Origin of the sequence: Paraburkholderia guartelaensis (assembly GCF_004353905.1) — a bacterium.
Lineage (GTDB): Bacteria > Pseudomonadota > Gammaproteobacteria > Burkholderiales > Burkholderiaceae > Paraburkholderia > Paraburkholderia guartelaensis.
The window spans coordinates 1-15,294 of the sequence record NZ_SMOD01000057.1; the positions used below are offsets into that span (position 1 = coordinate 1).

Consider the following 15,294-nt stretch of genomic DNA (forward strand, 5'->3'; position numbering starts at 1 on the left):
CCGAGATCACCGCCGCGAGCGAACTCCAGCCGCGGAAGAAGAACATGAAGATGAACGAGACGAGCAGGTTGAACCACATCGCGTTACGCGGCACGCCGTAGAACGGGTGCACGTTGCCGAACATCTTCGGCATCGTGTTGTTGCGCTCCATCGCGTAGATCATGCGCGAGGTCGTCGCCATGTAGGTCGTACCGGTGCCGCTCGGGCTCACGAATGCGTCGACGTAGAGCAGGATCGCGAGCCAGTTCAGGTTCAGCGCGATCGCGAGTTCGGCGAACGGCGACTTGAAGTTGAACGTGTTCCAGCCCTTAGCGACGTCGGCCGGATTGACCGCGCCGATATAGGCGACCTGCAGCAGCACGTAGATCACGAGTGCGCAGAGAATCGAGCCGATCACTGCGAACGGCACGCTCTTGGCAGGATTGCGCGCTTCACCCGCGAGGTTGATCGGGCTCTGGAAGCCGTTGAACGCGAACACGATGCCGCTCGTGGCGACTGCCGTGAACACCGCCGACCAGCCATACGGCGCGAACGTGGTCGTTTCGCCGAAATTCTCGTGGTGGAAGCTTCCAGCCATCAGGCCAATGATCGTCAGACCCGGGATGATGAACTTGAAGATCGTGATCGCGCTGTTGGCACGCGCGAACAGTTTCACGCCCCAATAGTTGAGCATGAAGTAGATGATCACGAGAATCGCGGAGAGCCCGAGCCCTGAATGCGTCAATGACCCGTCGACGAAGAGCGCATGCGCCCACTCATAGGGCCAGGTGCTCATGTACTGGATCGAGGCTTCGGCTTCGATCGGGATCACCGAGACAATGGCGATCCAGTTTGCCCACGCGCTGATGAAGCCCACGAGAGCGCCGTGCGAGTAGCGGGCATAGCGGACCATACCGCCCGACTCCGGGAACATCGCACCGAGTTCGGCGTAGGTGAGCGCGATGGCCAGAATGACCACGGCGCCGATGATCCAGGCGCAGACAGCCGCCGGACCTGCAATTTTCGCCGCCTTCCACGCGCCGAACAGCCAGCCCGAACCGATGATCGAGCCGAGGCCGGTGAACATCAGCGCGAACGGGCCGATGTTCCGTTGTATCGATTGCTTCACATTGTCTCCTACGTTATGGACAGCGCGAGCGAGCCATACCGGGTACGGCATACCTGTCCCGTACCGAGCCCGCATAACGCAGGTGGCCGGCCCTGAAAGCGCATGTCCTTGTTGTAATACCCTGGTGATGCTGAGATGTAGAGGCAACCGCAATTGCTGCGGAGACGCGATGATGAAGTGGCCTGATGTGATCGTCTAATGCTGTGTCGGCATGGACATATGCAAACTTTGCATAAGAATGGGGCTACGCTGACCGAAGATCACGGAGATTTCACCCTTTTGTTATCGCCGATTCTCACGCGCTTCGCTTACAGGTGAATCGCAATGCATCGGACATGTCCGGATCCGACCTCGTCTCCCACGTATCAGGCATTACCGTCCGATGGCATCAGACAACACCGGCCGATCTCCGAGGCATCAGGAAACGGGAAAGACGCCGCCCCACGGTCTCATCCCTTCGCACTGCACGCAGGCCTGAGGAATGTCTTCGGGCGCAAGGGGCATGACAAAGTTCACATCACCCACCATACCTGCGCGTAACATCGCTGGTGCGCGCCGTCAGCACGCCTCTCGCGATCTCTTTCTACTTCTGGAGGTTCTGTATGAGCATTTTTGGCGAAATTGTCAGCAAGCTGTTTGGCAAGGCGAAACCGGATCAGCCACCGCCCGCGACCGAGCCTGCGCCGGATCCCACTACGGTACAGGCCGCCGCTCCGGACACACCGCCGACCGCTGCACCGCTGGCCGATGTTGACGTCGCCGCGGTCATGGATCAGCTCGTGAGCGAAAGCGGGCAAACACTCAACTGGCGCACGTCCATCGTCGACACGATGAAGGCGTTGGGTGTCGACAGTAGCCTGGAGCACCGCAAGCAACTGGCGCAGGAACTGAAGTACGACGGTGACATGGACGACTCCGCAACCATGAATGTGTGGCTGCACAAACAGCTCATGCAGGCGCTCGCCGCAAACGGCGGAAAGCTGCCGTCCGATCTGGCGACCTGAGCCCCCTGTCCCCTGCGGAGACGGTCAGCAAATGCCGTCTCCTGGCTGATCGGCCATTGGTGCCTTTCCGGCCCAAAGCCGCCGCACTGCGGTCTTTGCGCGGGCAACAAACAAAGGATAAAAGGATACGGCCGTAACGACGTGTCTTCGCACAGCATGATCGCCAACGCCATCTCCCTGCCGATGTGCTGGAATGGACCAACATGGACTCGGTGATGTCGCGACGGAGTGCGCGAGTCGCTTGCACGATCATCTGGCAGCGGCATGACAAGTCGCGCCATCGGAATAAGATTTGAATGGCCTGAAGTCGAATTGCCCTGCAAAAGGAAGTTCGGGTTGTGACAGCGCTTCCACCGATACGGCCCTGTGTGTCTGCACACCGTGTTGCCATCGTGAAGTAGTCTGCTCTGCACCGCGGCGCCCACGTTTCAGCCTGAACCCATCATGTCCGGCGCGCACAGTCTTCGCTGAGTCCAGGCATGACGAGTCGGGACGCAAACCCAGAGATACGGATGCCGCCGCGTAAGACATCAGGTACACAGTGAAAGCAGACTATTCCCACGAGCCTATATCGGCGTCGTCGCCTTCACCGCCTTGCCTTGCGTCGGCGCCGTAGCTGAATATGTCAATCTCACCATGCACGCCCGGATTGAGATAACGGTACGGGTTACCCCATGGATCGGTCGGCAAACGCTGGAGATAGCCGCCGTCCCTCCAGTAGAACGGCACCGGATCAGAAGTAGGTTTCTCGGTCAGCGCCCGCAGGCCTTGCTCCTGGGTTGGATATCGGCCGTTGTCGCGATGGTATAGCATCAGCGCCTTCGTGATCATGGCGATGTCCTGTTTTGCAGCGACACGCTTCACCTCTTCCGGGCCGCTCGTGATCTTCAAGGTGAATAGTGTGGCTAGCAGGCCGAGCATCGCAACCAGAACAATAGTTCTTTTAAACCCAAATCCGTGCTGATCACGGCTGTGCAGACCCGTTGTATCCGTGAGGCGAACAGTCCTCATTTTCATAACTTGTTGCCTATTATTCGTGAAGAAACGCGCGGGCGTCCTCGCGGCCGGAGAGCGGTCAAATAAGCCCGGCCGGTCATTTTAAGTTTTGTCCTCGTAGGCATGTAAGCTAGATGTCGTGTAGCGGTCAGACAAGGGATGGCGACGGGGATTGGAGCAGATCCTCCGCCCAGACCGAAGGCGTATCGTCAATCGCCAGCACGGGGATGGCAGTTAGACTACAAAAGCAGCCGCTGCTGTCGCCAATGGCCAAACGCCGCTTCTCGGTCGCCTGCGGGCACACGCGTCGGGCTGTAGGCGGACCATCTCCGGCCATTGTCCGGTGCTTTCCCACGGACATTTGAACGTCGTTTCCGCAGTCGACAGCGGACCCTTTGTGCGCGAATCCGCGTCGTGGCTACGCCCGCTCCACCCAGTGCCAGTTGCGCCAAATGCGCCTGCGATTAGCTGTCGAATACGCCTATCACCGTCTGCCTCATGACAGTTTCTCTCGTAGTTCAACGAGGCGCTCTCGCCGCCGTCCTGGCGAGAAGTACAGCGCGCGTGCCCAACCCCCGCGTCGGCCGAATCGGTCGTCTACAAATGCTTCCCGGTTCATGGGCGGCGACCTCCTCCAGTCGCTGCCGTTAGCGCTCACGGTAAGGTGATCTTGCGGGTGTATTCGGCAGTCACGTTGGCACTCGTGGCAACACCGAATAAGGGGTAAATAGTTTTGGGTCCGCTAGCGGCCAGACCCATGTAGTCGCCGAGGAAATGTCCACCCGCTACGGGTGCGTTAAGGATGTTGAACGAGGCGTCAGTCAGTTTCCGTTCGTTACCCCAATTGGCGGAGTTCGTGCACGCAGTCGCGGTCGGGCAGAACACCGCGAAATAGTCGCTGCCCTCGAAGCCCACAGGCGTGTTCGTGTCATTGCGAAAGTCGTAGTAAGTCACCACGATCGTATTGCCGTCGCCCGACGGCACTATCGCCGGAATGTAAGCCTGCTGACGGCAGGGGTTCGTACCGTTCGGCGGCGTCTTGTTGATCATCACGGGTGCTGACCAGGTCGCCCCGCCGTCATCCGACTCGCTGAAGACGATCCCGACAACCGGAATCGATCCGGTGGGTGTGGTGCAGGTCCCGGACGAAAAGCGATCGTCTTGCCAGGCAAGATAGATAGCCCCCGAGACCGGGTTCACAGCGACACTGTAGAGAATGGCGGCGTCGCGTATCGGCTGACCGCTGTCAGGTGTGACCACGCTGGTGACCACGCCGCCGACCGTATGAATATCGTTGGTGAACGTCGGCCCCGACCAGTTCGCGCCTTTGTCCGTCGACTTGATATAGCCGATGCTCAGGGGCGATGGCGTGACGTTGATCGCGGTGAAGAAGTTGAGCAGGGTTCCATCAGGCAGCACGCGCACCATGTTGTCGATTGTCTGCGCATTCGTGCCCGGCTGGTAGATCGGTGCGGCTGTGCTCCACGTCACGCCATTGTCGGTGGACCGTGAGAAGAAGCTCGGCCCGGTGAAACTAAATTTGGAGAAGGGGGCACCACCCGCGCACGGCGGTGTCCCACATGTCGAAGAAAGGCCCGCCAATTGGCGCGCGATCTCAACACCGTCATTTTGCGCGAGCAGTTGGGCGCCCTCCTTCGTGGGCGGGAACACACTCAACTGATCCCAGACCGCATAGACGTATTTGTTCGCGGTCGGATCCGCAGTGAGCGAGTTCTTGTCATTGAGCACGTGCGGCGAGTTGGTGCGGATCAGCGTAACGGGAGGCTGCCAAGTCGCGCCGTGGTCAGCGGAGCGGCTGACCAGCATCCCGCTATTTCGGGCTCCGAAAGGAGTCGTCGGCTGCGCGGGGTCCAGAACCAGAGAGAAAAAAAAGGCCGTTCCGTCTTGTGCAAAATCTACCCAGGGATCGGAAGCTCGCCGGAATTTGCCTCCGGTGCACGCAGTCACGCCAGACGGAATCGAATTGGACCAGGTGGTGCCCGCATCACTCGAGACGACGCCGACAAGCCCGCGTGAACCGCCGTCGTTCCAGCGATCCTGCTGGTGGCCGGCGAGGAGGCGAGACGTGTCGGTCGGATCGACCGCAATCCATGGCTCGATCGAGGTCGCAAAATACGGGACGCTGCCAAATGCCGATTCCTGCGCATGCACCTAGTCGGCGGTGCATCCGCTGAACGGGTCGCCCGCAGCTACCTGGACGAGCGATCCGAGTGTTTGCGCGTTCGCGCCTGGGCCGATCGAGCACGTGAGCGCTATGACGCCGCCTGCCATGCCCTGGAAAGCAAACCGGGATAAGCGCCTGATATTGATTTTCATTCTGAGCCTCGCGAAAAAGGGAAAACGCCTGTGCACTGCCGGCTGTCCATCACCGGCGCAATGACTTCCACACCGTGATCTTCCGGTACATGTGAAAACGACTTGCCCCACCGCAAAACCAACGCTTGCTACCGTCCGCCTGAACATGCAGCGAAGATGCAACTACCAAAACACACTAGGTCGTGAGAGTCGCATTTGTGTGAAAAAAACATTACGGATGCCAGTTCATCGCGCGGCGCCCCCACGAATATTGGCGTGGTACGAGGATTGCAGAACCACGGTCAATTCATGTATGCGCTTGCAGAAGCATAACGACTGAGTTCCAGGAGAGCCATAGAGGACCGCGTGCTCGACGCCTCAGCTCTTTCATGCATCGTCGTTTTATTCGGAATGCTTATTTAATGTGAATGAGAATGATCGCGCTTCCAGATCGGCTACTGCCAACCACTCCAGGCAGAAGTCGGCCTCGGCCAACAGCGGCCTTTCGCCTGCGCCGTCGCTCGGATATTTAGGCGTCGGTTCTATCCAGGAAACGGCCGTTCGATTCGCGACATCAAACATTGCATCATCGGCGAATGCCGACGGTCACCGACCGGACGGTGTGCCACTGCAGTCGATTGCTTTGCCCGTCATCGCTAACCGGCAACATCAGCCGATAGTCGCCAGCATGTTCGGTGCGAATCGCATCGCCGTGTGGTCCGAGTCGGTGACAAAATTATTGAGCTCCACGATGGGACTGAGCGTGGCCTAGAGTGACGCGCCCGCCACTCGAATGCGGTTTTCAACCCGTACGGTGCCACCGACCTGCCTGGCAGCTTCCGTGGCGAGAGGAATCTGCCCGGAATCCGAAACCGAACCGTTCAACGTGACAATACTGTCATGTGCCTTGACAAGAATCTGCGTCGAATTCAGTCCACGTGTTCGCGCAAGCCGGCTCGCAATCTGGCGTGCGAGCTTTCTGTCGCCGACGCTCGAGGCCATCGTGTCCATAAGCATGGCCGACGGTGCACTTGCTGTCGCTTCTTGTTGCGTCGCCTGTGCACCGCAAGCAACGATGGCGAAGAATGTCGCCACCAAAGCGGACGATATCTGCCGTTTAATATTCATGCTGTTGGATGGTGGATTGATCATCAGGGTTCAGGCATCGTTAGAAGCGTGTCATCAGCCCAACCGATACGCCAGTCGTGGATCGCGTTCCGGAAGAGATGCCAAGTGCGGCAATATTGGATGGATCGAATCGATAAGCCCCCGAAAAGCCGTTGTAATCCACTTCCGCGTAAACCTCGGTCTGCTTCGAAAGGAAATATTGTGCAAGCGCGTAGGTCGTGACCTTGTGCCCGCTCGCCGACGGCGCATTGCCCAAATGGCTTGCAATATCGTCGTAGAACGCCGCGGTAAATTGCAGTGACAACGTCGGCAACCACACAATGCCGCCACCCGGAATATGATCTCGCCGCTTCGGCGCAGTATCGCTCACCGCGCTGACACCCAGGTCCGCATAGCTCAGGTAGAGGCGCGCGGGACCGAGTTGAAGCGAGCCGCCTGTCTGAAACGTCTGCGCCCATTGTGTGGCTGCGGCATTCCATGTCTTCTGGTACGAGATCCCGGCAAGGGCCACTCCCCACTGGTACATCACCGCGCCGGAATAGTTGGTGCCCGCCCGCGTGTTGCCGGCGACGCCGCCTGGGGAATAGCTCGCGCCGAAACGCAGGCCACCCGCGGACCCCATATACTTGATCGTGTTGTTGAAGCGAGAATCAAGCGTGAAGTAGTTCGCATCGAACACCACGCCTGGCTCGATCGCGAGCGACTGTCCGCTACCCAGAATCGGGTCGATCTGTATGGCGAAGTCCTCGTTGGCGTTCAACTGTCTCCCCAAAGTCAGCCGGCCGTAATCGGACACCAGGCCCACGTAGGAAGCTTGGGAAAAAATCGTCCCGGATGTCTTCAACGCGCCCGTGCCGCTGTTGAATGCCCCTTCCAGCCGGAATATAACCTGGAGATTGCCGCCCAGATCCTCCTTGCCGAAGAAGCCGAATTCGTTGGGCGCGATGATATTGTTGTTGAAGCCCACTGCACTACCGCCCTTGAGCCCGTTTGTCCAACGCATACCACCGCCAATTGCGCCGTACAGGGTGACGCTCGACTGCGCGTGCGAAGCAACGGGAAGGCCCCCTGAGATCAACAGGGCCAGCACGGCTTTTTTCATACGTCTCCTTGTCTATTTTTATATAGTTATGCTTATTAACGCGAGGTATATACACCTAATCGTGAAACGCTTTGCCGAAAACGATCAACCTGGGTTCTGCAAAGTCTCGCACACCGCGGCGTGAGGCTGACCATGCCGGAGCCGGGCAGCGGAGCGCTGCGGATCGAGGCAGAATGCGCAAAGCACGCCGCAAGCCACCAACATCACGCCGCATGCAAGGCACGCGGCTTCAAAGCCGCGCTCGGTCGAGCCTCCGGCCGACTCGATCAGCATGCCTGTGACGATGGGCGCCGCAAGACCCGCAAGCGACGAGAAGCCATTGCTGAGGGCGAGGATGCCGCCGCGTTGAGCGTCGGGCGTGACTTCGCCGAGCATAGCCGGTCCAATCGAGTACATGACCAGCGTCATGCCGCTGCCCACCGTCAACATGGCGAACTTCGCGAGCGGTGGCAAACCGGGTAGCGCGAGCGCCGCAATCAACGCCCCGGCGCAAGCTAGCGCCGCAGCAACGAAGCTGCCGCGTCCGCGCCTCGACGGCACGCCCCGAGCAAGCAGCCGCTGCGAGACCGCGGCAAGCGCGAGGCTCAAGGGCGATGAAATCGCAACGGAGAGCGCGAACATGCGCCCTGCCGCATGCGCTTCGTAGCCCATGCCGAGTTGTAGCCAGCGGGGAATCCATGTGAGTGTCATGGCGAGAATCCAGTTCGCCGCGAAGTGGCCGACTAATGTGCCCAGCACGGTCCGGTCGGTCAGCAGCAAGGCGTAAGGAACGCGAGCATCGTGTGAGCCGGGCGCGCGCGTGGACAAACGGCCTTCGGCGCCGAGGAATAACCAGGCCGTGCACCACAGCGCGCCAAGGGCGGCCAGCACGAGGAAGTTCGCTCGCCAGCCCCAATGTGCAGTGATGACCGGGATGGCCAGGCCGGCCACCAGCAGTCCGAGCGCGCTCCCCTGATGCAAGACCGCGACCGGAAGATTGCGCTTTTCGTCGGGAAACCACTTGTAGATCGCATGCACCGCGACTGGCGAGGCCGGCCCTTCGCTTGCACCGAGCAACACACGGCACGCAATGACGCCCCAGATCGAACCGGCCACGAGCATGGGCAACTGAAGGACTGCCCACGCCGCGGCCATCGCAAGCAGCAGCCATTTCGTCGAGGTACGGTTCGCCAACAGCCCGCCCAGCACAGCCGAAATCGAGAACAGCCAGTTCAGGCTGCCCCCGATCACGCCGAACTCCGTAGGCGACAGATGAAGCTCGCGCATCATCGGTACCGAGACGAGACCCAGCACCACCTTGTCGAGGAAATTCACCAGCATCATCAATGCCAGCATCACCGCAATCGGCCATGCGCGTGCAGGCTGGTAAGTGAGGTTTCCGGTTGCCACTGCATCTGTCTCCGTGTATTTGTTTCTTGTTCGGCGCCTTATTCGCCGTGCTCGCCAAGCAAGGGCACGGCATCGTCTTCGTCCGGCAGGCCGAGCGAAAACTGCACCGGAAAGCGACATGCGATCGTTTGGTCCACCGCGAGCTTGCGCACCATGCCGCGCGCCTGTACGTGAGGATCGTCGAAAAGCTCGCGTGCATCGAGCACAGGCGAAACCGGCAGATCGAAGCGTTGCAAGGTCGCCATCCATTGCGCAAGCGGGCGCGTCGTAAAGATCCGTGCAAGCAGCGCGTTGACCTCGCGCTTTTGCTGCTGACGGCCCGCCCGGTTCGCGAAGCGCTCGTCCAGCAAGGCGGGGAAATCGCCGCCGATGGCCTCGCACAGGTTCAGCCAGAACTTGTTTTCGAGTATGCCAAGTGCGAGGTGGCGCCCGTCCTGCGTTTCAAAGAGATCGTTCTCCGGCATGACACCCGGCGACTCCAGTGGTCGCTCGACGTATTCGCGCGCCGTCCACGCCGCCGGCGCGGTCCACGCCATCACACAGTCGTGGATCGAAACGTCGAGGTGCTGACCGTGCCCGCTCGCCCGTGCGCTGAAGATCGCCGCGGTCAGCCCGAGCGCGGCGTGGCTCGACGCGGCGTAGTCGGCAAGACGGATGCGTGGACGGCTCACCTTGTCGTCGACCTGCACCGGCACCGACCAGTAGCCGCCAAGCGCCAGAAAGTTCAGGTCATGGCCAGCCGCGGCAGCATAGGGACCGGTCTGCCCGAACCCCGAGATCGAGCACATGACGAGACGCGGATTCACCTCGGCCAGCGTCGCGTAGTCGAGCCCGAGCCGCGCCATGACGCCGGGCCGGAAGCCCTCCACCAGCGCGTCGGCATCACGGATCAATTCGATAAAGGCCGCTTTGCCGGCCGGCGTTTTCAGATCTAGCGCCACCGACCGCTTGCCGCGATTGAGCTGCGCGAAGAGCTGAGGACTGAGCAGGCGTGTGGGGTCACCGGTTCCTGGCGGCTCGACTTTCACGACGTCGGCGCCGAGCTGTCTGAGCAGCGAAGTCGCATGCGGACCGGGCAGCAACTGACTTGCGTCCACGATTTTCACGCCGCTCAGGCAGGACCATTCTGGTTTCGTGTGTGCCATGATTCCAATTCTTCGCGAAGAGGTTGCGCGATCATCTTCCCGCCTGAGCGGGCTCAAGAATGGCCCGGGCGATCGTGTTGCGCTGGATTTCGCTCGTGCCCGTGAACACGCGGAACATGCGCAGCTTGCGGAAGGTCTGCTCGATCGGATGGTGACGCGTCACGCCGACGTTGCCGTGTATCTGCACCGCCTTGTCCGCCACTTCGAAGGAACGCTCCGAGATAAACAGCTTGCAGGCCGCACCCATCATGCGCAGGTCGGCGCCGGCGTCGGCTAGCATGGCCGTTTGCGCAATCATGCTCTCGCAGGCCCACAGCGAAGCCGCCATATCGGCGAGCATGTGCTGGATCGCCTGAAAACGCGCGATCGGCCCGCCGAACTGCCGGCGCTCGCGCGCATAGTCGAGCGAGGCCAGATAGGCGGATGTAGCGAGGCCGAGCATGGTCGGGCAATGCAGCAGGCGGTTCACGTTGATGCGCGACATGCCGAGCCTGAAACCGTTGCCCTCGCCGCCGAACACGTTCGTGCGTGGCACGCACACGTTATCGAAGCGGATGTCCGCGTCGATATGCTGGCCCGACATTGGCACGTAGCGCTGCTCGACCGTCACGCCCGGCAGATCGAGGTCGATGAGCACAGCCGTGATCGCGGGCGGGTTCGCGGCAGCGTCCGTCACGCACATGACGATCGCGAAGTCCGCAAACGGCGCGCCGCTGATGTAGTGCTTCACGCCGTTGATGACCAGCTCATCGCCCTGAGCAACGGCGGTCGTCGTGATGCTTTGCGCGTCGCCCTGCTTCAGGGCAACCAGATTGCCCATCAGGACGAGCGTCCTGAAACCCTTCCTGTGGTACTCACCCAGCATGTATTCGGTCAGGCCATCCCGGTCCTGTAACGCGGCAGAACTGATCTTGCCTTTCATTTCGTTGAAGGCCTGGATGTAGTCCTGCCAGTTCTGGTCGAGCTCGGCGAACGTCGCCTTCCCTTTGTCGGTATAGACGAGAGGCTCTGCCTGGTTGAGGTGTTCGCGCGCCTGGGCCAGGGCTTTATCGGCCTGGTCCAGCGAGCCAGCCCGTTGCTCGGCCGTTGTGGCCAGAACCGCATTACGCAGATAGGTTCCGACTCGCAGTACGTCCGCATTAGCCTGCTGGATCAGGTTCAGTCCAACAAGATCCTGCCGATACGTCTTGTCTGCATTTGCGCTGATTTGCGCCATATTGCGCAGACCGATACCGCTGACGGCAGCGCTGATGGCCGAAACCAGGATGAAAGCACTGATCAGTCTGGTGCCGAGTTTCATGTTGCCGATATTCATAGTTCACTTTGGTCAGGACGAAAGAACCAGAACGGATAAGCGGGTTCGTGCACAGTTCGACGCGGCATCAATCCCGAAACGCCCGGCAACCCTGCATCGATTCAACGAACACCTGCAAGTCCTGCAAGCCAGGTTTCATGGTTCGATGGATCGCTCGCACCCGGCCATGCCTGGACGGGAATAGCGCAGTACCTGACTGGTTATCGGCGGCATGATTTATTTCTTCATACAAATAACTCATTCATCGGCGAGAATTTTTTTACAACGGCGTAAGGGTCTTTGGAACTGCCAGCCTCGACCGATTCAGCTGTGCACAGACATGGTGCGCGCGTTGACGTTGTCGATGGTTTACATGCAAGCGCGCCGGCCTGACCCGCCCGGTTCGGAGCTACTCCGCGCAGGGTAGGCAGAGAGTACAACTAACAGAAATGCCAGCCGGCTACGGTAGTTGAGGCGAGGCAGGTAGCGATGGTCGCGAACACGATCCAGCATCAGCACGTACACCCGGTCTTTCCGATCTTCACCGTACTCGGAAGGGCACCATGACAAGGGATGAAAAATTTCCGCGCCTCGCAGCTGAAGCTGGTTTTGATCCGCTCGACGAAATAAAGGCAGGTGGAAATTACGCAACCGTCCTGATTGACCGTAACGACGCTTACGTCGCGGGCCAGATTCCGCGTGTTCGCGACGTCGTGCGCTTCACGGGTATTGCAGGAGCGGACATTTCGCTGGACGAAGCACGTCGCGCAGCTGCGATATCGACACTTCGAGCGCTATAGCTGATATTCAGGCAGTGCGGGACGCTCGACGTGATAGACGCCGTACTGCGCATCAATGTCATTGTACGCAGTGCGCCTGACTTTACGATGCAAAGCGAAGTCGCCGATGGCGCGTCCGACGTGCTTTGTGCGGTTCCTGGCGACGCTGGCGTGCACACGCGAACGTCTGTTGGCGTTTTGCAATTACCGAAGGGCGCTTCTGTGGAAGTGGATTTTGCTTTCAGGCTGCGGCCGGTACAGCGCCGTCCGACTGAGGAAGTGCCCCGAGATCGCAGAGCCTTTCTGCCATAAACGCGTTTGCTGGGTTCCGCACACGAGGAAACGAGAGTCGTGCCCGACATTGGCGTAGGTGATTGAAGCCTGGCCGCACAGACTGCGCCAGTCTTGCCCCATCCCTGGTAGCGAACATCCCTGATCACGGTCGCCAGCGGCCGGCACGCTCGTCTGGAATCCTAACCTCATCACATATCCAGCGGCGACGTTCCTCAGCAAGGCGGCCTGCGCGTGTCGTCTTTATCCAACCACCCGCGCCTCAAGCCCGCTGCGCACTGCCAGATCGAAACGCTCCGGGCGAATATGGAACACTGTCGCCTCGCACGCGCGCCCGTCAGCAAGTCGCGAGGTCCGGCGCAGCACGAGCAACGGCGCGCGCGGCGACACTTCCAGATACTCGGCAATATCGGTCGCAGCCGCGACCGCCGTCACGATCATGTCCGCATCGACGATATGCCAGCCCGGCAACCGTTCTAGCATCTCGTACGAGGGAAGGATTTGCGCCTCCTCGCGCGAGATGACGCTTGCCTCGGGTAGCAGGCAGGTCTGCGCGAGCGCGACAGGCGCGCCATCGACGCGGTGCAGCCGTTCGAGGTACACGCATTGCGTGACATCACCCGCGAAAGTCTCGCGCAGGCCAGGCGGTACAGCGCACGTTTCCATGCGCAGCAGTTCCATGCTGGCCCGCGCACCCTGCGCCGCCAGCGAGTCGTAAAAGCCGCGCAATACGTCGAGCCGGTGCTGCAAGCGCCTGTGCTTCACGAACGTGCCCTTGCCCTGCTTGCGCTCCACCACGTGCGCTTCCACCAGACGGCCGAGCGCCAGCCGGACCGTCACGCGGCTCACGTCAAAGCGATCGCTGAGTTCGGCTTCCGACGGAAGCTTGCCCGACGTCTCATAGACGCCCTGCCCGATTTCCTGCTCAAGTGTCGTCGCGATCTGCTCATAAAGCGACGTCACGTCTTCCCGCACCAGCGTCATCGATCTTCCTCGCTGCGGTCGCGTCGTGCCTTATGCGCGATTCGCGATACCGATATGAAAAGCAATTGGATAGCCCAACTTGTATTAATACGTATTATGCCATCCTGAACCGCGAATAATCGCGGCATTTGCTCGAATAACGAACGCAGGAAAACACAACCGTGACAGACAGGATCCTCGAGGCGCCGCCGCTCGAGCGCCCACCCCATGCTGAAGAGGCCCTCCATGCCCGAGAAGCTGTCCCTGCAGGTGCTCGCGGCCACGCCGGCCCGCGCAGCGCTACCGCGCTCCTTCGTGCCCGCGTCGGCTTCATGGCCGCGTGGATCGTCTTCATCGCACTTGCGTGGCTCTTGCCGATACCCACCGGTCTCAGCGCGTCCGGCAAGGCCACGCTCGCCGTGGTCGCATGGGTCGCAATCGTCTGGGTGACCGAGGCCATTCCCGTTGGCGTGAGCGGCATACTGATACCGATGCTGCTTGTGCTTTCACATGCGAGTCCGGGTTTTCCGAAGGCCGCAAGCGGTTTTGCGGCGCCCGTCGTGTTCCTCTGCCTCGCGGCGTTCCTGTTTTCGGCGATCATGCAGGCAAGCGGCCTCGACCGCCGAATTGCACTGGCGCTGCTCGAGCGCCTGAAGGTACGCACCGCCAACGGCGTGATCTGGGCGATGTTCGCCGTCAACTTCGTCTTGTCGATGGTCGTGCCTGCAGCGAATGCGCGCTCGGCCGCGCTGCTGCCGGTCACCAACGGCATTGTTCACTTGTTCGGCGATTCACCGCGCGAGCGCGCCGCGAAAAAGGCCATCGTGATCCAGTCGCTCGTCTACGGGGCGATGATCAGTGGCATGTGCATTCTCACGGCACATCTGCCGAACATGGTCGTGTCAGGCCTGCTCGAAAAACAGCTCGGCATCCATATTTCATACTTCACGTGGTTCAAGCTCCAGTGGCCGTATCTGGGCATGTTCGCGATCACGCAGTGCTGGGTCCAGTACTACTTCCGTTCGCGCGCCGTGCAGATTCCTGGCGGACGCGCCGCCATCACGACGATGCGTCGCACACTCCCGCCAGCCTCGCACAATGACTGGCTGGTGCTCGCACTGTTCGCTTGCGTGGCGGTCTTGTGGGCGACGGAGCCACTGCATCATCTGTCGTCGGAAATCGTCGCGCTGATCGCGCTTGCCATCCTGTTTGCGCCGGGCGTGCTGCGCTTCGGCTGGGCCGAAGTCGAGCAGCGCACAATCTGGGGCACACTGTTTCTGCTCGCGGGCGCGCTCTCGCTGTCCGCGGCGATCAGTTCGTCGGGGCTCGCGCAATGGGCCGCCGATCACATCTACCTCGTCGCGCACGGTCATGGCTGGTGGCTCGCCATTGGCATCGTCATGGTCGGCACGCACATTATCCGTATCGGCATGCTGTCTAACGTCGCCGCTGTCACCATGATCGCGCCGATCGCGCTCGCCCTCGCTCCGCGCCTTGGGCTGCATCCGGTCGCTTTCACGATGCTGGTCAGCGACACCGACAGCTTTGCCTACCTGCTGCCCACGCAGATCACGGCAGGCGTGATTGCCTACAGCAGCGGCGCCTTCACGACCGCCGATTACGCCCGCGTCGGCGTGGTCTCGGTGCTGATCGCGATCCTCTATGGGCTATGCGTGATCGCACCGTGGTATGCGTTCATGGGCGTGCCTGTGTGGGACGCATCTGCAGCCTGGCCGTTCGCGCATTGATACCCGCACGCACACGCCTCGCAGGCTTCGC

At 60.7% G+C, this 15,294-nt stretch carries 11 protein-coding genes and 1 pseudogene; 3 read left to right on the forward strand and 9 right to left on the reverse strand.

Annotated features, from left to right (window positions below; all coding sequences use genetic code 11):
* Window positions 1–1,108, reverse strand: a 1,108-nt coding sequence (locus E1N52_RS38795) for an APC family permease (protein WP_133189914.1), incomplete at its 3' end; no start/stop codon positions are given.
* A 602-nt stretch (window positions 1,109–1,710) separates the two neighbouring features.
* Here E1N52_RS38795 and E1N52_RS38800 point away from each other — a divergent pair.
* The gene (locus E1N52_RS38800) at window positions 1,711–2,112 is read left to right on the forward strand and encodes a DUF3597 domain-containing protein (protein ID WP_133189916.1); all 402 of its coding nucleotides are present in this window, start codon (window positions 1,711–1,713) and stop codon (window positions 2,110–2,112) included.
* 552 nt (window positions 2,113–2,664) lie between these two features.
* On the opposite strand, the gene gspG is transcribed toward E1N52_RS38800, so the two are convergent.
* From gspG to E1N52_RS45100, 7 genes are all read right to left on the reverse strand, one after another.
* Window positions 2,665–3,129: a type II secretion system major pseudopilin GspG gene (gene gspG, locus E1N52_RS38805; RefSeq protein WP_133189918.1), complete on the reverse strand. Its 465-nt coding sequence runs from the start codon at window positions 3,127–3,129 to the stop codon at window positions 2,665–2,667.
* Window positions 3,130–3,762: 633 nt separating this feature from the next.
* Window positions 3,763–5,280: a sialidase family protein gene (locus tag E1N52_RS38810; RefSeq protein ID WP_246089407.1), complete on the reverse strand. Its 1,518-nt coding sequence runs from the start codon at window positions 5,278–5,280 to the stop codon at window positions 3,763–3,765.
* 912 nt (window positions 5,281–6,192) lie between these two features.
* On the reverse strand, window positions 6,193–6,576 hold the full coding sequence (locus E1N52_RS38815; RefSeq protein WP_133189920.1) for a BON domain-containing protein: 384 nt from the start codon (window positions 6,574–6,576) through the stop codon (window positions 6,193–6,195).
* A gap of 16 nt (window positions 6,577–6,592) precedes the next feature.
* Window positions 6,593–7,654 carry a porin gene (locus E1N52_RS38820; protein WP_133189922.1) on the reverse strand — a complete coding sequence of 354 codons (1,062 nt, stop codon included), beginning with the start codon at window positions 7,652–7,654 and terminating at the stop codon, window positions 6,593–6,595.
* A gap of 84 nt (window positions 7,655–7,738) precedes the next feature.
* A complete protein-coding gene (locus tag E1N52_RS38825) occupies window positions 7,739–9,043 on the reverse strand; it encodes an MFS transporter (RefSeq protein ID WP_246089408.1) in 1,305 nt (434 codons plus the stop codon).
* 38 nt (window positions 9,044–9,081) lie between these two features.
* Window positions 9,082–10,188, reverse strand: a complete 1,107-nt coding sequence (locus E1N52_RS38830) for a CaiB/BaiF CoA transferase family protein (protein WP_133189924.1) — start codon at window positions 10,186–10,188, stop codon at window positions 9,082–9,084.
* 31 nt (window positions 10,189–10,219) lie between these two features.
* The gene (locus E1N52_RS45100; RefSeq protein ID WP_246089409.1) at window positions 10,220–11,488 is read right to left on the reverse strand and encodes an acyl-CoA dehydrogenase family protein; all 1,269 of its coding nucleotides are present in this window, start codon (window positions 11,486–11,488) and stop codon (window positions 10,220–10,222) included.
* A gap of 557 nt (window positions 11,489–12,045) precedes the next feature.
* On the opposite strand from E1N52_RS45100, the pseudogene E1N52_RS38840 reads away from it, so the two are divergent.
* Window positions 12,046–12,573, forward strand: a pseudogene (locus E1N52_RS38840) (RidA family protein).
* Between the two features lie 222 nt (window positions 12,574–12,795).
* Here E1N52_RS38840 and E1N52_RS38845 read toward each other — a convergent pair.
* Complete coding sequence (locus E1N52_RS38845) at window positions 12,796–13,536, reverse strand: GntR family transcriptional regulator (protein ID WP_133189928.1); 741 nt, start codon at window positions 13,534–13,536, stop codon at window positions 12,796–12,798.
* Window positions 13,537–13,697: 161 nt separating this feature from the next.
* Here E1N52_RS38845 and E1N52_RS38850 point away from each other — a divergent pair, with 161 nt between their 5' ends.
* On the forward strand, window positions 13,698–15,263 hold the full coding sequence (locus tag E1N52_RS38850; protein WP_133189929.1) for an SLC13 family permease: 1,566 nt from the start codon (window positions 13,698–13,700) through the stop codon (window positions 15,261–15,263).
* Window positions 15,264–15,294: the final 31 nt, after the last annotated feature.